Raw genomic sequence first — 18,233 nt, forward strand, 5'->3', positions numbered from 1 at the left:
GCCCCAGCTTATTTGGACTTGAGCTTCACATACATCTGACGCATGTCATTGGCCCAGCCGTCGATCACAGGTTTGACGTCGGAGGCCTTCATCGCTTGAGTTTCATTTTCCAACGGTTTACCGGTGCCTTTGCGCACCACTTGCGCCACCACCTTGTTGCTCGCACCGTCGAGGAACACCGCTTCGGTGGCCAGGGTGGTTTCCTGATCGCGGATACCGCTGGCGGTGCTGACCGCTGCCGCGACCAGAGCGACCGGGATCACTTCATACGCGTGCAGGCCTTCGGTCTTGCTGCTCACGGCAGTGATCGCCGCCCGCACCACAATCACCCCTGGGCCGGGGCCGTTGGCCAACGGCAGATCCTTGCTGATTTCACGCTTGAGCGCCTGATCGTAATAGGAGGTGATGCCGTTGAGGGTCTGCTGCGAAATCTTTGCGGTCGGTTGCGGCTTTGGATAGAGCTGGGTTGGCTCGATGTACACGCTGGTGAACTTGCTGATGTCGACCTTCGGATCGATCCAGCGCATCACCTCGGCGCCGGAAGGCGATTTGGCCTCCTTGAGCTGGCTGTAGTCCTTGAGAAAGCCGGAATACTCATCGGGAGCGACGGTTTTGCTGGAGCAACCCACCACCCCAAGGGTGGCGATGCAAAGGGTGCCCATCATTACTGCTAGCTTCATGCTGTAACTCCTGTCAGAAGGCCTGAATGTGCGTATGGGAGAGTTACAGGTATAGCTAAAAGCGCGGCGATTGCGTTGCAAAACCACAAAATTCATACGAGACCCCGCGCGGCTTGGCAAACCTCATTTAAGCCACAGATGCAGATACCACTTAAGGCTGGAAGAAAATGAACATGAGCGATCCGGCGCTGAAGTGATCGCTGATCCCTTGTGGGAGCGGGCTTGCTCGCGAATGCATTCCCTCAGCCAACATCAAGGGTGACTGATGTACCGCATTCGCGAGCAAGCCCGCTCCCACAGGGTCAGTGTTGGTCTCGAACACTGAGTATTACCAGGAAGACGTCGCCCCGCTCTTCAACGCCATCTCGCGCCGGCTGTTGGCGCGCATCGCCTTGATCAGCGATACCGAGCCCACCAGCAGGATCGCCGCGCCGAACAGGAAGTCGATGTTGTACAGCTGGAAGTCCTGCACCGGCCCCACCAGCAGCACCCGCACCACGGCAATCGTCACCAGCGTGGCGAGGAAATCGATCCCCGGCTCGTCGCGATAGAACACGTGCAACAGCGGCAGGCACAGCACCAGCAGGAACAACAGCACCACGACCTTGAACGAGCCTTTGCGCTCGACGCTGAACGCGCATTCGTGCGGGCCGTAGGCCTTGTAATCCTCGTCGCGGATCATCGAGTTCTTCTCGTTGATGTACTCGACGCGGTTGTATTTCTGAATCGGCGTGAAGGTGTTGGACATCTCCATCAGCGTGGTGATGTTCTTGAAGCGCAGGTCGATGCGCTCGCTGCCCTTGAGGTAATACAGCACCGGTTTGTAGCCGTAGCGATAGGTGTCGAAGGGGAATTCGGTGACCTGGCCCTGCACGCCGATCGGCCGCGGCTCAAGCTCGGCGTAGGCGCTTTTGGTCGGTGAGGCGAGGTTGCGGCTCAGTGGCTGAACCTTGACCTGTTCGAGGAAGATCGGCGTCACACCGTACGACCACTGCAACGGTTCCAGGCGCAGACGCAGCTCGTTGCGGCCCAGATCGTAGCGGTTGAAGGTGCGTTCGGAGACCACCAGCGAGCCACTGAGCATGAACTCGCCGCGCAGGTTGTTGGTGACGCGCAAGGTCAGTTGATCCTTGCCCAACAGCGCCGCTTCGGTGGACGGCGGCGCGCCGCACCACGCGGTGCTTTCACCGGCGCCGCCCAACTGGCCGTCGCGGTTTTCCTTGAACACATAGAAGTAACTGGCCCACAGCGTCAGCATCAACAGCAACGCCGTGAGGCCCAAAATCTTTTTGCCCGCACTCACTACCCAGACTCCCTTCTTCGTTCCGTCGCCCAGCCGAAAACCCGCTGGCGACGGGGACTCTACCAAAAGGCCAGCATCGACCCAAGGAAAAATCCGGGAATGGTGCGGGATGTAAGGGTTTCCCCTGTAGAGAAGGGGCCGCTAGGCAATTGTGGTGAGGGGATTTATCCCCGACCGGCTGCGCGGCGGCCGCAGAACCAGCCAACAGGTTTTAGCTGAAGAAATGCTTCGGCAGATTTTAGGTCTGCTTCGCAGCCCATCGGGGATAAATCCCCTCACCACAAAGTATCTATCAAGCAATGGATATTCAGCGTCTACGAAACAGCGGGCGTGGCTCGATCACCGAGCGGCCGTACAGCACGCTCATGCCGGCCAGTCCCTTCAGCGCATCCTCAGCCGATTTGTCCTCGCGTACCGCAAAACTGTCGAACCCGCACTGACGCATATGGCTGAGCTGATCACGCAAAACATCACCAATCGCGCGCAGCTCACCGGCCCAGCCAAACCGGCTACGCAGCAGATACGCTTGACTGTAGGCGCGACCGTCGCGAAAGCTCGGAAAATCCAGGGCAATCAGCGGCAGCGAGGCCAGCCAAGGCACCACGCTTTCAACTTCATCGTCCGGCCCCAGCCACACCGCGTGGGTCGAGGGCGATTGCAGCCAGTGCGCCAGCGGCAGGATCAGCAACCCTTGCGGCCTGCCCTGCTCCGGCTCGCGAACCAGCGTCCATGGGTCGTCCTCGATCAGGCGTGCGACACCTTGCTCCAGACGCAGCAGATTGTTCATGCCGACGCCTCCAGCACTTTCGGGTAGACGCGTTCCTTGAAAGGCTCCAGACCAATGCGCGCCACGGTGTCGACAAACAGTTCCTCGCTTTCGCGGTATCGCACAAAAGTGCCGATGATCCGCTCGATCACCTGCGGCACTTCGGCCGCGCTGAACGATGGGCCGATGACTTTGCCCAAGGCGCTGTTTTTGCCCTGCGCGCCGCCAAGGGTGATCTGATACCACTCGCTGCCGTTCTTATCGACGCCGAGGATGCCGATATTGCCGATGTGGTGGTGGCCGCAGGCGTTCATGCAGCCGGAGATGTTCAGGCTGATGTCGCCCAGGTCGTGCAGGTAGTCGAGGTTGTCGAAACGCGCCTGAATCGCCTGGGCAATCGGGATCGACTTGGCGTTGGCCAGCGCGCAGAAATCGCCGCCCGGGCAGGCGATGATGTCGGTCAGCAGGCCGACGTTGGCGCTGCCCAGATTGCGCTCGCAGGCCAGCTGCCAGAGTTCATACAGGTCAGACTTTCGAACATCGGGCAGAACGATGTTCTGCTCATGGGCAATGCGAATCTCGCCAAATCCGAATCGCTCCGACCAGTCGGCCACCGCGAGCATCTGCTGGCCGGTGACATCACCCGGTGGTGCACTCAGACCCGGTTTGGTCGACAGCACCACGCTGGTGTAACCCGGTTTCTTGTGCGGCTGCACGTTGCGCGCGACCCAGCGGGCGAACGCCGGGCTTTCAGCCAGATGCGTGCCGAAATCCAGATCGGTATCGGCCAGGGTGTGATAGATCGGCGGCACGAAGGCACTGGCGACCCGCTCGTATTCAGCCTCGGTCAGCTGCGCCGGGCCGTCCTTGAGGTGCTGCCATTCTTCCTCGACCTCTTTGGCGAATGCCTCGATGCCCAGCGCCTTGACCAGAATCTTGATCCGCGCCTTGTACTTGTTGTCGCGCCGGCCATGGCGGTTGTAGACCCGCAGGATCGCTTCGACGTAGGACAGCAGATGCTGCCACGGCAAGCCTTCGCGGATCTGCAGACCGAGGATCGGCGTGCGCCCCAACCCGCCACCGACGATCACCCGCAACAACATCTGCCCGTCGCGCCCCGGATAAAGATACAGGCCGATGTCATGCATCATGATCGCCGCGCGATCCTGCTTCGCCGAGCAGATGGCGATCTTGAACTTGCGTGGCAGGAAGAGGAATTCCGGGTTGATCGTCGACCATTGCCGCAGGATCTCGGCCAGCGGGCGCGGGTCGATCATCTCGTCCGCCGCGACCCCGGCAAACGCCTCGGTGGTGATGTTGCGCACGCAGTTGCCGGAGGTCTGGATCGCGTGCATGTTGACCTGCGCCAGGCGTTCAAGGATGTCCGGCACCTGCGCCAGTTCGATCCAGTTGAATTGCAGGTTCTGCCGCGTGGTGAAGTGGCCGTAGCCGCGATCGTAATCGGCGGCGATGCTCGCCAGCGTGCGCATCTGCTCGGCACTCAATGTCCCGTAGGGAATCGCCACGCGCAGCATGTACGCGTGTTTTTGCAGGTACAGGCCGTTTTGCAGGCGCAGCGGCAGGAACTCCTCCTCGCTCAACTCTCCGGCCATGAAGCGCTCGACCTGATCGCGAAATTGCGCAACGCGCTCGAACACCAACGCCCGGTCGTAATCATCGTATTGATACATGCAGCGGCTACCCCATCAGGTTTGATCCCAGATCAAAACTGTGGGAGCGGGCTTGCTCGCGAAAGCGGCGTGTCAGCCAACAAGTCAGTTGCCTGACACGCCGCTTTCGCGAGCAAGCCCGCTCCCACAGGATTTTCCCCGACTATGGACGAGCAGCGCAGCACGCAACAGATTCACCTGAAGTCATAAAAACCATATCAGGGCGCGGCAGAACGCCGCAGGCAGGACTTGAATCTGATCCGTACAAATGAAAGATTCCTGAGCCTGTTTTGTTTCCAGTGGTGTTTCTACAGTGCAGCTCGTGCCAGACCAGGGTGGCCTGGCAAGACTTTGCAACCGTGGATGAACTGACCATGAGCACAGCAACAATCGGACAGGCTTATAACTACAAGGTCGTCCGCCAATTCGTTATCGCGACGGTTTTCTGGGGTGTTGTCGGCATGGCGATGGGGGTCTGGATCGCCTCGCAACTGGTGTGGCCGGACATGAACCTCGACCTGCCCTGGACCACCTTCGGCCGCTTGCGGCCATTGCACACCAGCCTGGTGATTTTCGGTTTCGCCGGCAGCGCGCAATTCGCCGCCAGTTACTACGCGGTGCAACGCACCTGCCAGGTGCGGCTGTACTCGGACAAGCTCGCGGCCTTCACCTTCTGGGGCTGGCAATCGGTGATCGTGATCATGCTGATCACCCTGCCAATGGGCTACACCACCACCAAGGAATACGCCGAGATCGAATTCTCCGGCGCGGTGTGGATGGCGGTGGTCTGGGTCGCGTACGCCATCGTGTTTTTCACCACCGTGGTGCAGCGCAAGACCAAACACATCTACGTGGGCAACTGGTTCTTCGGCGCGTTCATTCTGGTGATCGCCATGCTGCACGTGGTCAATCACCTGTCGATCCCGGTGGACTGGTTCAAATCCTATCCGGTGTATTCCGGGGCCACCGATGCCATGGTGCAGTGGTGGTACGGCCATAACGCGGTGGGTTTCTTCCTGACCACGGGCTTTCTCGGAATGATGTATTACTTCGTGCCGAAACAGGTCAACCGCCCGGTGTATTCGTATCGGTTGTCGATCGTGCATTTCTGGGCGTTGATCACCCTGTACATCTGGGCCGGCCCGCACCACTTGCACTACACCGCGCTGCCGGATTGGGCGCAGTCGCTGGGCATGGCGATGTCGCTGATCCTGCTGGCGCCGAGCTGGGGCGGGATGATCAACGGCATGATGACCCTCTCGGGCGCCTGGCATAAGTTGCGCACCGATCCGATTTTGCGCTTCCTGGTGCTGTCGCTGGCGTTCTACGGCATGTCGACCTTCGAAGGGCCGATGATGGCGATCAAAACCGTCAACGCCCTCTCCCACTACACCGACTGGACCATCGGCCATGTTCACGCCGGGGCCTTGGGCTGGGTGGCGATGATCACCTTCGGCGCGACTTATCACATGGTGCCGAAAGTCTTTGGCCGCGAGCAGATGTACAGCACGCCGCTGATCAACCTGCACTTCTGGCTGGCGACCATCGGCACCGTGTTGTACATCGCGTCGATGTGGGTCAACGGCATCACTCAGGGCCTGATGTGGCGAGCGATCAACGAGGACGGCACGCTGACCTACTCCTTCGTCGAAGCACTGCAGGCCAGTCATCCGGGGTTCATCGTGCGCTTTGCCGGCGGGGTGTTCTTCCTCAGCGGCATGCTGCTGATGGCCTATAACGTCTGGCGCACGGTGCGGGTCGCCGACGTGGCGCTAGCACGCAGCCAGGCGCAGATCGCCTGAGGCAGGGAGCCGCAGAGGATGGATATTTTCTTGAATGTGCTGGGGGTGGTGTTTCTGTGGCTGGCGGTGGAGTACTGCCTGCGCCATCAGACTTCAGAGAGCCTCGACGATGCGAGCATGGTGCCGTTTGCTGATGATCCGGAGGTGGCACGGCGGGTGGAACTGGCGACCGGCAAAACCGTGAAGGCGGTGGCGCCGGAAGAGGCGAAGCCAGGCTGGATCAACCTCGATATGTAGAACCACCCTCAATCCACTGTGGGAGCGGGCTTGCTCGCGAAAGCGGTATGTCAGTCACCATCAATGTTGAATGGGCTGCCGCCTTCGCGAGCAAGCCCGCTCCCACAGGAGGAAATGGTTGAAGCCCTGGATATCAGCTGCGATCGCGCGGAATCAGGCTCTGCAACTGCTGCGCGAGAAAATCCGCATCGAACACGAAGGTGTCCGGATCCTTCAAGCCATTGGTCTTGCGCCATTGCCACTCGCCGTTCGGCAGCCCGACCAGCGAAATGCTGCCGTAGCGCGCCGCCGTCAGGCCCATCACCGCCAGGGAAATCTGCCCGGCGCTGCCCATCACGTCTGGCACGAATTCCACCGCTTTGCCGGCAATCACGATGCTCAGTTTCTCGGTCTTGAAGGTCGAGGTTTCCACCGGCGTGCTCGGGCCGAACGCGACGTAAGCCTCGCGGCTCACCTCCAGCAGGTTCGGTGCCTGCACCGGTTCCAGCCATTGCTGGATCTGGCCGAACAGCTCGGTGATGCGGCTGGCCCACGCCTGTGACTGCGTTTCGAACAGTTGCTTCTTGTGCGCTTCACTCTCGGCATAGTGACGAAGCATTTCGCCCAGTTGTTGTACGTCGTTCATCGGTACGTTCCTCGGGGAGAGCCTGCGATAGTCGATAGTGACAGATCGAGGCGCCGGCGTACGTTAAACCTCGATCGCCGGCACCGGGACACTTGGCAACAGGATCAACGGTACAGTTGCTTTGTACTGGCATCCGTCATTGAACCGATGGACACTCGGCCGGAGCCCGACTTTTCCAATACGGGCCATTGTTCGAGGAGTTTCAATGCGCACCATCGGCCTGATCGGCGGCATGAGCTGGGAATCCAGCGCGGAATATTATCGTCTCATCAATCAACAGGTTCGTGACCGGCTCGGCTCGCTGCGCTCGGCGCCAATCCTGATGTACAGCGTCGACTTCGGCCCGGTCGAACAGGCGCAGCACGCCGGGCGCTGGGACGACGCAGCGGCGATTCTGGTAGATGCCGCGCGCAGGCTCGAGGCCGGCGGCGCCGAATGCGTGGTGCTGTGTACCAATACCATGCACAAGGTCGCGGCGCAGATTCAGGCAGCGATCAGCATTCCGTTCCTGCACATTGCCGAGCCGGCGGCGCAGGCAGCATTGGCCATCGGTGCGCGCACGGTCGGTCTGCTCGGCACGGCGTTCACCATGGAGCAGGACTTTCTCAAGCAGCGCCTGATTGCGCAGGGTCTGACGGTACTGGTGCCGGACGACGCCGAGCGCAAGGACGTGCACCGGATCATCTACGACGAACTGTGCGTCGGAGTGATCAGTGACGAATCACGCAAAATCTATCAACGGGTGATCGAAGCGCTGACTGCGCGCGGCGCCCAGGCGATCATCCTCGGCTGCACGGAAATCGGCCTGCTGGTCAAACCCGAACACAGCGCCCTGCCCCTGCTCGACACCACCGAACTGCATGCGCAGGCGGCGGTGGCGTTCGCTCTGGGCAACTGACCCCCACAGGATTTTTGGCTTATCGACGACGCAGACGGGCCATGCTCAGGGTGTCGACCCATTGCCCGTCGCGCACGGCGTAGTCACGAAACAGGCCTTCGTTCTCGAAGCCGAACTTGCGGTAGAGATTGATAGCCGCCTGGTTGTCGGCGTACACCGAAAGTTCGACCCGGTGCAGGTTCATCCAGTTGTCGGCGACGTCCAGCGCCGCCGCCAGCAGTTTCGACCCGACACCCTTGCCCTGCCAGGCCACGGCGACCGCCATGCCGACACTGCCGGCGTGGGCGCGGCGAATTCGCGAATAGTTTTCCAGCCCGAGATGACCGACCACCGCGCCCTGGTGCAGCGCCACCAGTTTGACCATCCGCTCGTTCTCCGCCAGCAGCCGTTGGCGCCAGATCTCGGTGGACTGAAACGGCATCTGCAACACCTGCCGGGTCACAGCCGGATCGTTGTACAGCGCGGTAACGGCCTCGATATGGGATTCGTTGAAGCGTTCGAGGGTGATGGCGGGGTTGTGGTCGGGCATGGCGGATCCTTCCTGGATCGATGTGTGGCCGCTTACTCTAAACCGTTGAGCGTCTGGCTGGCGAATATCAAAATGTGGGAGCGGGCTTGCTCGCGAAAGCGGTCTGAAATTCAACATCGCTGTCACCTGACACACCGCTTTCGCGAGCAAGCCCGCTCCCACAGGGGATTGGGGGTGTTGGCAGAATCGGATCAGGTCTGGAACCACTCCTGGCGCTCATTGAAGGTGTGCTGGATCAGCTCGACCAGGGTTTGCACCTCGGCGACGTCCCGGGATTCAGCATTCACCGCCAGCCATGCCTGCAACTGCATCGGCTCGTCAAACAACCCCGGCAGCGCAATCAGCCCGCGATCGAAACGGCTCATGTACGCCGGTAGCAACCCGATGCAAGCGCTGCAGCGGATCATTTCCAGCATCAGCTCATAGGACTGCATCTGCACCACGCCGGCTAGACGTTGTTCGACCAGTTCATTCCACGGCCGGAAGCTGTCGATCTGCCGGTCGTGCTGCCATTGCACCAGCATGAAATCGCTCAGATCATCGGCACTCGCCGGGCGCGCGGTGACCCGGGAATAGCGTTTGGCGATGTGCGGCAGGTAATCCAGACGCGCCAGGGCCTGCGGCTGACTGGTGGCGAAGGTCGGGCCGGGGCTGGGGGTGTCGCCGTGGGCCAGCCACAGCACCACGTCGGCGCTGACTGCGCGCAAGGCCAACTCGCTGTCCAGCGCAATGATCTCGAGACGCACGCTGGCATTGCGCCGCAGCAACGCGATCAGGTCGCGACCGAGAATGTCATGCAGGATCGATTCGGCTACCGCCAAACGCACCAGTGGCTGCTCGACCACCGGCAGTTTGCGTTCGTGGGCCAGCGCCACCAGTTGCGCCTGCAACTGCTGACCTTCACGGGTCAGGCTCAGGGCGCTGCCCTGAAAGCTGAACAGCGAGTGCTGCAGTTCCTGCTCAAGCTGCGCCAACTGCTTGCGCAGCAAGGTCGAGCGCACGTTGAGGCTGCGCGCCGCCTGCATGAAACAGCCGCAACGGGCACTGACCAGAAAATATTGCGCGACCTCGGCATCGATGGTCGCGGCTTGCGCCAGCCAAGGCTCGCGCTCGCCCTGTGCCCAGCGATAGTCGGGGCTACCCTGTCGTCCTGCGGGTTCGGTGAATGACATCGATGACTCCCTGTCGATCTTTGTATTTTGGAAAACGCCACGGTTCTAATGTGGGAGCGGGCTTGCTCGCGAAGGGGCCATGCCAGCCAACTTGTTTGTTGAAAGACCCACCGCTTTCGCGAGCAAGCCCGCTCCCACCCGGGATCTGCGGTGAATCACCATCAGCGTTTCTCTTCGAGGACCTTGTTCAGCTCAGCCCCATCGATACTCAGCGTCGCGGTATTGAGCATCCCGTCCAGATACGCCTGAGCAATCTGCTCCTGACGTTGCGCACGCAAGGCTTGAGTCAATTGGTCGCGCAGTTCGTCGAGGGTCGCAGTACGTGCCGGTTGCTGTTCAGTGAGTTTGATCACATGGAAGCCGGCCGCGCTCTGCACTGGATCGGACACCGCACCGACCTTCAATTTCGCCACCGCACCCCTTACCTCCGGCACCAGTTGCTGCAACGGTTGCAGCCCGGTGTCGCCGCCGCGTTCGGCGGTCAGGCGATCCTGCGAATACTGAGTCGCCAGCGCGGCAAAATCCCCCGGTGTGCTCTGGGCCTTCTTGCTTAGCTCGGTGGCCTGCTTGCGCACAGCTTCCAGGCTCTGGGCATCCGGCACCGCGAGGAAAATCTGGCTCACCCGATACAACGCCGGAGTCTGCCAGTTGCCCTTGCCAGCGTCATACGCCTGCTGCAACTCGCTCGCACTCGGGTAGTCCGCCGGCACCGTGCTGACCGAGCGCAGGTAATCGCGAAAGACGATCTGCTCAGTGGCCGCGCGGGTTTGCCGCACCACGTCCGGACGCTGTGCCCAGCCCTGAGCGTCGGCCTGTTCCAACACGGCTTTTTCCGCCAACCGCGCACGAATCCAGCGCTCCAGCGCTTCACGGTTGCCGCGCAATTGCTCGCGAGTCGCCGGCGGGACGGTCGCCAGCAGCGCCTGCAACTCCTGCGGCGTCACTTGCTGATTGCCCAACCGCGCCACCGCAGGCCCCGCAGCAACCGCCGCCAACGGCGACGATTGCTGGGCGGCGACCGGGTCAGCACCCGGTCGCAGCACCAGCGCCACGGCTACCACCAACAGCGCCACTGCCCCGGCGCCGATCACCATGGCAGGCTTTTTCACAGCGCGACTTCCTCTTGCTCAGCGGTGGCGACTTTTGCTGTCGAAGCTTGTGCGGCCTGGCTGAAATCACGCAGGTAGACGATGAACTCCTGCAACAGGCGATCCCACAATTCCAGATTGCCGCGCAGGTGATCGTTGCTCACACCGGCCGCCAGCACCACGTCCATTTCCATCACCAGAAATTCGCCCTGCAACGACAACCGCGCAAAACGCCGGGTGGCGTTCCACTGTTCGGCCACGCCCTGCGGCAACTCACCTTGCACCCGCAGCGCGCAACTGAAAGTGAAATCGACGTAGCTGCCCTGCTCCACCGCCGGGTTGCCGAAACGCACGGCATAACCGATGCCCTGACTGGCGCTGAGCAACTGCACGATGCCGTTCTGTTCGGTCTGGTTGACGCGATAACCGGCCGCTTGCAGGACGTCGGTCAGGGATTGCGGGGACACATGGCTGATCAATTGAGTCATGACTTCTTCCTTGTTTGTAAATCAGTGTGCGAGCGCAGCTTGCGGCGCGTCGAATTGAGTCTTGTACAGCTCGTCACCAAACCCCTGGGCCAGCTCATCGAACTTGACCCGGGCGCTGCCCGCAAAGGGCTGGCGGATCTTCATCACCTCGGCCACATCGATGTTTTCGTAAGCGCTGAGGATCTGTTTGGCGACGCCATACATCTGCTGATTCTTGACTGAACATTGCTGCACTTGTGTGTCACGTTCAGCCAATTGCGCTTGAAGCTTAGACCGTTCTGCCTCTTTGGCACGGGCCATGACCAGCAACTCGTCGTAGGCCTTCTTGAACTTGCCGACCTGTTCGCTGCTGGCGGCGACTTGCGCTTGCGCCTGGCTGTGCAGGTTCTGCTGCTGGCCGGCCAACTGCTCGGCGACGCCTTTGGCCTTGGCCAGTTCGGCGGTCAATTGCTTGATCTGCGCCTGCGCAGCCTTGGCTTCGTTCTGCGCCGCCAGTTGCGCGGCGCTGGCCTGAGCCTGCTGACTTTGCAGGGCCTGCAACTGCTGAGTGGTGCTGCGCAACTGGGTACGCAGACGCTCCTCCATGCCTTCGGCGTGCGCGCCTTGTGCAATGAAAAAACTCAGCCCCAACAGAAAAACTCGTGCGTGCATGACCGTACTCCCGGCGCCTTAGAAGCGCGTGTTGATCTCAAGCTGCAAGACGTCGATGTCGAACGGCGCGCCGTACACCGCCTCGGTGCTCAGCCAGCGGCCGGTGGCGTAGACGTTCTTCGCCAGACCGTAATTGCCACCGAGGAAATAGCCCTTGGCGTTGGTGCCGCCGAGGTGGAACGACGAATCGTTGAAGCCGTCAGGCAAGGCATCCGGCTGGATGTACTTGTAGCCGGCGAACAGGTTCCAGTCGCCCTGCTTCTTCAGATCCAGCGCGTTGCCGAGGGTGAACTGCACCATCCACGCATTGGCGCCGCTTTCGATCTCGCCGTTGCTGTTGAGGTTGTTGACGATCTGCCCCTCGGCGCGTTTGCGCATGTCGCCTTCGTCGTAACCGAGATTGTGGATGTAGTTGCCCTGGCTGCGCAGCTTGAAGTCCTCTGGCAGATCGGCGTCCCACACCAGGTTCAGGTCGAGCAGGTTGAACTCCGATGCCAGGCCGACAAACTGCGGCTGCGGTGTGGTGGTCGGGTTGGCCGGGTTCGGCGTGATGTCGCGCAGCAGAAATACGCTGTTGCCCTTCTGCATGAACGCCGCACGGCTGCCATCGGTGTCGCAGCCCGGGGCGCCGGCCCAAGGTTCGCAAGGGCTGGAGCGTTGGCCTTGAATGTCGTCGAAGCGGTAGTAGGCCAGCGCACCTTTGAGGCGGTTGTTGCTGTTGATCGCCCACTTAGCGCCGAGCTGCGCGCCGTAGAGCCACTTGTTGTCGCTTTCTTCCTTGTCGAAACCGTTGCTGGTGGTGGTGTCGTTGGTGTAATCCACCGGGAACGCGCCGACGGTGCCGAACACGCCCCAGTCGCGGTTGAGCTTGTGGTCGAAAATCGCCGCCACCCCGTCGAAATTCAGGTCGTTGGAATAGAGCATGTCGGTGGACATGAACGGGTTGGCGAAGCGCCCGCCGGTCAGGGTCAGCTCATCGGTCGGCTTCCAGTTCAGGTAGCCCTGATCGAGCCAGATGTCTTTCTTGGCAAACCCGCCGCCGAGGTTCTGCGTGGTCGACACCGGGTTGTTGTCCGAGCCGGTGCCGATGCGGATGCCGGCGGTCCATTCCGGCGAGATCACCGCTTTCATGCCCAGACGTGCGCGCAGGCGGAATTGGTTGGTGCGATCTTCACGGGTATTGAGCAGCGGCGGCAGACTGGTGCTGCTGTTGGGGTTCACGTCGTACGGGCCGTTGTTGTTGAGTTTGGCGAAGTCGACGATTTCGTTGCTGTTGCTGCCCGAGTAGTAACGCGATTCGTCGCGCAGGCGGATGTCGCCATCGAAGCTGATGCGCGACGCCCAGTCCGGGAAGGTGTTGGGCGCCGCCCAGTTTTCCTGCTTGGCGGTGGCCATGACTTCGGCTTTGACCTGATCGCGGATCTGGTCGCGCACTGCCGCTGGCACGTACTGCACGCGCACATCGCCCGGTGCCGCCACCGGTCCGGCCGCTACGGCTGTCGAAGCCGCTGCCTGCTTGGCCTGGGCGGCTTCGTTCTGCGCCTGGGCGATCAGCGCGTCGGCCTTGTCCTGTTTCAGAATGCCCTGCTCGACCAGCAAGCGGATCAGATTGATCGTGGCGTTCTCCGAGGGCGCAGGCGCTGCCGCGGCCTGGCCGACCAGGGTCGCGATGACCATGCCGACCGCCAGGGACAATCGATTCACGTTGGAAATCATCTGCACACAACTCCTTTTCATACAGCTTTATGAATTCGGTTAACCCGGACGCCGCCCTTGCAGGGACAGGCGCACAGGCAAAGTGATGGAGGCCGGTGGCCGTTCGCTCAGATGGGGCGCGTTACGCAATGCGGCCAGCACCTGAGTGTCGATCTCGGGCTTGCCGCTGGACTTGACCAGCTCGACCCGGGTGATTTCGCCGACGCTGCTCAGCCACACATCGGCCTGCAGCGAGAATGCGAGGTTGCGCAGATCGGGGTTCTCGCGCAGCAAGCGCTGAAAAGTGAACGCGAGGAACTGGCTGTAAGTGCCGGTGCCCAGGCGTCCGCCACCCGCACCGGCCATGCCGCCACCCTTGCCGGCGCCGATGTTGAAAGCGTCGTTGCCACTCTGCGCGTCACCGTCCATTTGCATCGGGTTGGCCAGATCGTCCGCCGGCGATGGCGGCGCCTCTTCCTCGGGCTTGACCTCTTGCGGCTCGGGCGTGGGTTCGGGCTCGACGACTTTTTCTTCCACCGGGGTTTCCGGCTCCGGTGGTTTTTCCGGAGGTGGCGGCGGCGGAGGCGGCAACGGAATGATCGTCGGCACCTTCGGCGCTTCACGGCGCACGCCGCTCATGTCATTGGCCCACTGCCACAGGAACCACGCGGCGAGCGCGCCGAGCAGCAGCCCGGCGCCCCACTTTACAAAGCGCATCGGCGACCTTTTCACCGGCAGCGGCTCGATCGGAAGTTGTGCGGTCATCACTCAGCCCTGCGTCGGTTTGCCGGTCACCAGACCGACCTGAGACAGTTCGAGCCGGCGCAACAGATCCAGCACTTCAATGACCTTCTGGTACTGCACCGTGGCGTCGCCGCGCACGATCACCGGGAAGTCCGGGCTCTGCGCCTTCTCGATACGCAGGCGCTCTTCCAGCTCGGCCAGGGTCACCGGGTAGGCGTCGAGGAACACCTGACCGCCGTCGTTGACCGAAATCGCTTTGGTCTTGGCCTCCGACAGCGACACCGAGGCGCTGGCCTTGGGCAGGTTGATCTGGATCCCGGAGACCTGCGCGGTGGCGGTGAGGATAAACATCACCAGCACCACCATCAGCACGTCGACCAGCGGGGTGATGTTGATGCTGTCCACCGCTGCATCTTCGTCATCGTCGTGGGAGGCATTTACGGACGCCATGGCAGTGCTCCTCAGGCCGGTACGGAGTGGTTGGCGTGATGACCGCGCTGATGCGACGACTCACTGAACTGGCTCTCGCCGTGCATCTCCGCCAGACGCGTGATGAACTCGTCGACGAACACGCGCATGTCGGCGCTGACTTCCTTGTTGCGGGTGATCAGGCGGTTGTAGCCAAACAGCGCCGGGATCGCGACGAACAGGCCCATGGCGGTGGCCAGCAATGCGGCGGCCATGCCCGGCGCGATGGCGTTGATGTTGACGTCGCCGGCCATGGCCGTGCCGAGGAACACCACCATGATCCCCAGCACGGTGCCGAGCAGGCCGATGTACGGGCCGCCGGCGATGGCGTTGGACAGGGTCGAGAGTTTCGAGCTGAGCGCCTGGTTCTCACGGATACGCACGCCGTCCATCGAGCAGCGGATCGCTTCAATGGTTGCCGCCGACACCGAAGAGGTATCGGCGCCCTGCTCGCGGCGGGTACGGATTTCCTTGACCGCCACCGCGTACAGGCGCCACAGCGGCGAATGCTGCAGACGCTGGGCGAGTTGCGCGTCGTCGGCGAACATCTCCAGGCGCGTACCGACCTTGGCGAATTGCTCGCGGAAATCCTCGTTGGCCTTGCTCACGCGGCTGAGGGTGCGGTTCTTGCGCAGCATGATGATCCACGACTGGAACATCATCAGCACCAGCACGGCGATGATCACCCAGGCGTCGACCGGCACCGCATTGAGCAGGAAACCGAGGCTGCCGAAACCGAAACCGGACTGTTCTTCATCGACGCCGTAGGCCACCAGTTTCGACTCGGCGCCTTGCGCGGTCGCATCAGCCAGCAGCAACGGCGCCGGACGCGCGACTTTCGACAGGCGCAGTTCGTCGATGGCGCCCACGAACGGCTGGTACGGGCCAGCGGTCAGATCGCCGCCAATCGCCATCACCGAATTGAACGCCGGCATCGCCTGAGCCAGCGTCGCGCCCTCACGACCGTTAATGTACAAGCTGACTTTCGAACCTTCGGCGGTCAGCGCGACGTGCTGCCATTGGCCGGGGTTCAGCGGCTGAGAGGCCACGGCGCGCTGGCCGTCGATCTCCACAAACGGCACACCTTGATTGACCCCGACCAGCAGGCTGTTGGCGCCTTCGCGGCGGGCAAGGATCAGTTGCTCGCCATTGGCCTGATCCAGACGCAGCCAGGCGCTGAAGGTGAACGCACTGCCGGCGCTGTGCTGCAACGACGGACTGGCCGGCAGTAGCAACGGCTGACCGCTGAACTGCAAGGCGCGCCCCACTACACCGTCAATCGCCGCGCCGGTGGCGCTTTGTGCGGTGTTGCCGTAAGCGGTGGTGTCCTTGGCCGGGGTGCCGGTGGCGCCGTCGAAGTGATACAGCACGGTGTAATTCGGATCGAACGTCAGCTGGCCGTTGCCGGTGGCCGGGGCCTTCTGGTTGCCGTAGTACATCCAGATGTCCTGACGCTGGCCGCCCTCGACATTCGGCACATCGACCCAGATCAGCGCCATGCCCATCAGCGCATCGAAGCTTTCGATCTGGTGGTTAAGCACGGTCTTGTCATCGGCGGCGACGAAGCGCAAATCCGCGCCGTCTTCCTTGACGCCATCGAAGGTGAAGTTGCCGGTGTGCAGGCGCACCAGCAACGCGGTGCGGCCGAGGGCCTGATTGATCCCGGCGCCCTGCGGCGTGGTGTCGACGGCGATCTGTTTGCGGTAATGCCAGTCGTCCTGCCACCAGGCCTGCGCCGTGGCCGGGAGCACGAAGCCCAGGCAGATCAACAACGAAAGAATGAGGCGCTGCATGAACGTGCTCCTTTAGAAAGTGGCTTGAAGGTTGAAGTGCAGGCGCGACTCCTGCTTCGAGGTGTTCGGCCCTTCGAGTAACGGGTAGCCCCAGTCGAGGCTGCCGGACAGCCATTTGCTCAGGCTGGCGCGGGTGCCGAGGCCGACGCTGGCCAGGGCGTAACTGGCGTCCTGGTCCGGCAGTTCGTCGCGCAGGTACAGTTGCGCGCCTTCGGCAAAGGCGTAGAAGCGCCATTCCTGCATCCAGCTGCCGGCGTATTTCGCCAGCGAAGGGGTGCGCAGCTCCTGACTGAGCAGCACGCCGTCATCACCGGTGCGCTCGGCCGCCAGATAGCCGCGCACCGAGGTCGCGCCGCCGGCGGAAAACTGTTCGTTGGAGACCAGTGGCCCCGACGCCAGCTGGAACGCGCCTTTGCTCGCGCTCTGCCAGTCGTTGTCGAAGGTCCAGGTGAAGTTGCTGTCGCCCTTGAGCACGGCGAAACTCGGGTTGGCCCGGTAGCGTTTGTAGTCGAAGTCTTCGTCGGAGCTGCCGTAACCGAAGATGCTGCGGGTGGCCGCAACCAGGCTCAGACCGAGGCCGAGCTGGCTCTTTTCGGTGTAGCGGAAGCCGTTGTAGGCGAAGGTGAACGGCGCGTATTTCAGCGGCACCTTGTCGCTCTCGCCGGACAGGGTCAGGCGCTCGTCGAAGTCCTTGAAGTCGATGCCGGCCGACAGCGAGTTCGACCAGCTGCCGCTGGACGGCAACGTGTATATCGCCGACACGCCGTAGGAGTGCCCCTTGCCCAGCACGTTGCTGCCGCCGATGGTGGCGACGTTACTGTCGGACTGATAACCGGAGAACTGCACGCTCCAGCGCTCGGTCAGCGGTGCGGTGTAGGAAGCCGACCAGACCTTGGCGTTGTCGGTGTCCTGCGGTGCGGTGAAGTACGTCAGGTTGATACTGTGGCCGAGTTGCCACAGGTTGTTGTAGCCGAGGCTGGTGACGGCGCGGAGCTTTTCGGTGTCGGCGCTGTAGTCGTTGTTGAGGCCGATGCTGGCGCTCCACGGGTTCTGGTCTTCGACCTGCAAATCGACGTCCATGGTGCCGGGGCGCTGACCTTCGCGCACCAGCGGCATGACCTGACGGCCAGGGGTTTTATTCAACTGCGCCAGTTCGCCCTGAACCTTGGCGAAGTCCGGCACCTCGCCCTCTTTCAGCGCCGGGACGTTGTCGCGGATGTCCAGCGGCGAATAGTGTTTGGCGCCGACCACACGCACCCGGCCGACCTTGGTTTCGCTGACTTGCAGATAGACGATGCCGTCCGCTACCGCTTGCTCCGGCAGTTCGACGAACACCGATTGGTAGCCGCGCTGCTGATAAGCCTTCTGCAAGGCATCGCGGGCGCCTTCGATGTCAGTCATGGCTTTTTGCGGGCCGAGAAACGGGTACACCGCCTCTTCAATTGCCCGGGCGTCGAGCACGGTGTTGCCGCGCACGAAGTATTCGTTGACGTCCACCAGACGTTGCGGCGCGGCGCCTTGGGCAGCCTCTTCGGCGAATGCCGGTTGCGCGCCGGCCGTCACCAGCAGCCAGCCCCACAGCGCCAGCCGTGACGTGAAAATCTGATCCACACTACCCCCTGAA

General features: G+C 62.1%; 18 protein-coding genes. 3 read left to right on the plus strand and 15 right to left on the minus strand.

Translation table 11 applies throughout. From position 1 onward, the window contains the following. Window positions 1-8 precede the first annotated feature (8 nt). The 4 genes from J1G18_RS22585 to J1G18_RS22600 form a co-directional block, all read right to left on the minus strand. A complete protein-coding gene (locus J1G18_RS22585) occupies window positions 9-680 on the minus strand; it encodes a DUF3313 domain-containing protein (RefSeq protein WP_139054513.1) in 672 nt (223 codons plus the stop codon). Between the two features lie 328 nt (window positions 681-1,008). Continuing rightward, on the minus strand, window positions 1,009-1,983 hold the full coding sequence (locus J1G18_RS22590; protein ID WP_098963910.1) for a hypothetical protein: 975 nt from the start codon (window positions 1,981-1,983) through the stop codon (window positions 1,009-1,011). Window positions 1,984-2,290: 307 nt separating this feature from the next. Next, window positions 2,291-2,770, minus strand: a complete 480-nt coding sequence (locus J1G18_RS22595; RefSeq protein WP_096797324.1) for a DUF934 domain-containing protein — start codon at window positions 2,768-2,770, stop codon at window positions 2,291-2,293. Continuing rightward, window positions 2,767-4,440, minus strand: coding sequence for a nitrite/sulfite reductase (locus J1G18_RS22600; protein ID WP_223008519.1), 1,674 nt, complete (start codon window positions 4,438-4,440; stop codon window positions 2,767-2,769). Before J1G18_RS22600 ends, J1G18_RS22595 begins: the two co-directional genes overlap by 4 nt. A gap of 353 nt (window positions 4,441-4,793) precedes the next feature. Here J1G18_RS22600 and ccoN point away from each other — a divergent pair, with 353 nt between their 5' ends. Together ccoN and J1G18_RS22610 are read left to right on the plus strand one after the other, a co-directional pair. After that, window positions 4,794-6,221, plus strand: a complete 1,428-nt coding sequence (gene ccoN, locus J1G18_RS22605; protein ID WP_027613751.1) for a cytochrome-c oxidase, cbb3-type subunit I — start codon at window positions 4,794-4,796, stop codon at window positions 6,219-6,221. Between the two features lie 18 nt (window positions 6,222-6,239). Next, window positions 6,240-6,458 carry a CcoQ/FixQ family Cbb3-type cytochrome c oxidase assembly chaperone gene (locus tag J1G18_RS22610; protein WP_096797626.1) on the plus strand — a complete coding sequence of 73 codons (219 nt, stop codon included), beginning with the start codon at window positions 6,240-6,242 and terminating at the stop codon, window positions 6,456-6,458. Window positions 6,459-6,591: 133 nt separating this feature from the next. Here the strand turns inward: J1G18_RS22610 and J1G18_RS22615 are convergent, their stop codons facing one another. Next, a complete protein-coding gene (locus J1G18_RS22615; RefSeq protein ID WP_223008521.1) occupies window positions 6,592-7,083 on the minus strand; it encodes a hypothetical protein in 492 nt (163 codons plus the stop codon). 205 nt (window positions 7,084-7,288) lie between these two features. Between J1G18_RS22615 and J1G18_RS22620 the strand changes: the two genes are divergently transcribed. Further along, window positions 7,289-7,981, plus strand: coding sequence for an aspartate/glutamate racemase family protein (locus tag J1G18_RS22620; RefSeq protein WP_223008523.1), 693 nt, complete (start codon window positions 7,289-7,291; stop codon window positions 7,979-7,981). Window positions 7,982-8,000: 19 nt separating this feature from the next. On the opposite strand, the gene J1G18_RS22625 is transcribed toward J1G18_RS22620, so the two are convergent. The 10 genes from J1G18_RS22625 to J1G18_RS22670 form a co-directional block, all read right to left on the minus strand. Then, on the minus strand, window positions 8,001-8,510 hold the full coding sequence (locus tag J1G18_RS22625; protein WP_223008525.1) for a GNAT family N-acetyltransferase: 510 nt from the start codon (window positions 8,508-8,510) through the stop codon (window positions 8,001-8,003). A gap of 191 nt (window positions 8,511-8,701) precedes the next feature. Continuing rightward, complete coding sequence (locus J1G18_RS22630) at window positions 8,702-9,682, minus strand: LysR family transcriptional regulator (RefSeq protein ID WP_223008527.1); 981 nt, start codon at window positions 9,680-9,682, stop codon at window positions 8,702-8,704. Between the two features lie 161 nt (window positions 9,683-9,843). Further along, window positions 9,844-10,791 carry a peptidylprolyl isomerase gene (locus tag J1G18_RS22635; RefSeq protein WP_134786271.1) on the minus strand — a complete coding sequence of 316 codons (948 nt, stop codon included), beginning with the start codon at window positions 10,789-10,791 and terminating at the stop codon, window positions 9,844-9,846. Continuing rightward, complete coding sequence (locus tag J1G18_RS22640; RefSeq protein WP_115987509.1) at window positions 10,788-11,258, minus strand: YbjN domain-containing protein; 471 nt, start codon at window positions 11,256-11,258, stop codon at window positions 10,788-10,790. Before J1G18_RS22640 ends, J1G18_RS22635 begins: the two co-directional genes overlap by 4 nt. A gap of 21 nt (window positions 11,259-11,279) precedes the next feature. Continuing rightward, on the minus strand, window positions 11,280-11,909 hold the full coding sequence (locus J1G18_RS22645; RefSeq protein ID WP_223008529.1) for a DNA repair protein: 630 nt from the start codon (window positions 11,907-11,909) through the stop codon (window positions 11,280-11,282). Window positions 11,910-11,927: 18 nt separating this feature from the next. After that, complete coding sequence (locus J1G18_RS22650) at window positions 11,928-13,625, minus strand: putative porin (protein WP_223008531.1); 1,698 nt, start codon at window positions 13,623-13,625, stop codon at window positions 11,928-11,930. Window positions 13,626-13,664: 39 nt separating this feature from the next. Beyond that, entirely contained in the window at window positions 13,665-14,369 is a 705-nt protein-coding gene (locus J1G18_RS22655) for an energy transducer TonB (RefSeq protein ID WP_027613761.1), read from the minus strand. A gap of 3 nt (window positions 14,370-14,372) precedes the next feature. Continuing rightward, a complete protein-coding gene (locus J1G18_RS22660) occupies window positions 14,373-14,798 on the minus strand; it encodes an ExbD/TolR family protein (RefSeq protein ID WP_003224462.1) in 426 nt (141 codons plus the stop codon). Window positions 14,799-14,809: 11 nt separating this feature from the next. After that, window positions 14,810-16,609 (minus strand): DUF2341 domain-containing protein, encoded by a 1,800-nt coding sequence (locus J1G18_RS22665; RefSeq protein ID WP_223008533.1) that lies wholly within the window; start codon window positions 16,607-16,609, stop codon window positions 14,810-14,812. Window positions 16,610-16,621: 12 nt separating this feature from the next. Beyond that, window positions 16,622-18,220 (minus strand): ShlB/FhaC/HecB family hemolysin secretion/activation protein, encoded by a 1,599-nt coding sequence (locus J1G18_RS22670; protein ID WP_223008535.1) that lies wholly within the window; start codon window positions 18,218-18,220, stop codon window positions 16,622-16,624. Between the last annotated feature and the right edge of the window lie 13 nt (window positions 18,221-18,233).

It is taken from the genome of Pseudomonas sp. MIS38, from assembly GCF_019891575.1.
Taxonomy (GTDB): Bacteria; Pseudomonadota; Gammaproteobacteria; order Pseudomonadales; family Pseudomonadaceae; genus Aquipseudomonas; species Aquipseudomonas putida_A.

Excerpts from the sequence above, each read along its gene's own strand:
- J1G18_RS22585 (WP_139054513.1), bottom strand. The coding sequence starts at position 680 with ATGAAGCTAGCAGTAATGATGGGCACCCTTTGCATCGCCACCCTTGGG.
- J1G18_RS22595 (WP_096797324.1), bottom strand. The coding sequence starts at position 2,770 with ATGAACAATCTGCTGCGTCTGGAGCAAGGTGTCGCACGCCTGATCGAG.
- J1G18_RS22600 (WP_223008519.1), bottom strand. The coding sequence starts at position 4,440 with ATGTATCAATACGATGATTACGACCGGGCGTTGGTGTTCGAGCGCGTT.
- ccoN (WP_027613751.1), top strand. The coding sequence starts at position 4,794 with ATGAGCACAGCAACAATCGGACAGGCTTATAACTACAAGGTCGTCCGC.
- J1G18_RS22610 (WP_096797626.1), top strand. The coding sequence starts at position 6,240 with ATGGATATTTTCTTGAATGTGCTGGGGGTGGTGTTTCTGTGGCTGGCG.
- J1G18_RS22615 (WP_223008521.1), bottom strand. The coding sequence starts at position 7,083 with ATGAACGACGTACAACAACTGGGCGAAATGCTTCGTCACTATGCCGAG.
- J1G18_RS22620 (WP_223008523.1), top strand. The coding sequence starts at position 7,289 with ATGCGCACCATCGGCCTGATCGGCGGCATGAGCTGGGAATCCAGCGCG.
- J1G18_RS22625 (WP_223008525.1), bottom strand. The coding sequence starts at position 8,510 with ATGCCCGACCACAACCCCGCCATCACCCTCGAACGCTTCAACGAATCC.
- J1G18_RS22630 (WP_223008527.1), bottom strand. The coding sequence starts at position 9,682 with ATGTCATTCACCGAACCCGCAGGACGACAGGGTAGCCCCGACTATCGC.
- J1G18_RS22640 (WP_115987509.1), bottom strand. The coding sequence starts at position 11,258 with ATGACTCAATTGATCAGCCATGTGTCCCCGCAATCCCTGACCGACGTC.
- J1G18_RS22645 (WP_223008529.1), bottom strand. The coding sequence starts at position 11,909 with ATGCACGCACGAGTTTTTCTGTTGGGGCTGAGTTTTTTCATTGCACAA.
- J1G18_RS22650 (WP_223008531.1), bottom strand. The coding sequence starts at position 13,625 with ATGATTTCCAACGTGAATCGATTGTCCCTGGCGGTCGGCATGGTCATC.
- J1G18_RS22655 (WP_027613761.1), bottom strand. The coding sequence starts at position 14,369 with ATGACCGCACAACTTCCGATCGAGCCGCTGCCGGTGAAAAGGTCGCCG.
- J1G18_RS22660 (WP_003224462.1), bottom strand. The coding sequence starts at position 14,798 with ATGGCGTCCGTAAATGCCTCCCACGACGATGACGAAGATGCAGCGGTG.
- J1G18_RS22665 (WP_223008533.1), bottom strand. The coding sequence starts at position 16,609 with ATGCAGCGCCTCATTCTTTCGTTGTTGATCTGCCTGGGCTTCGTGCTC.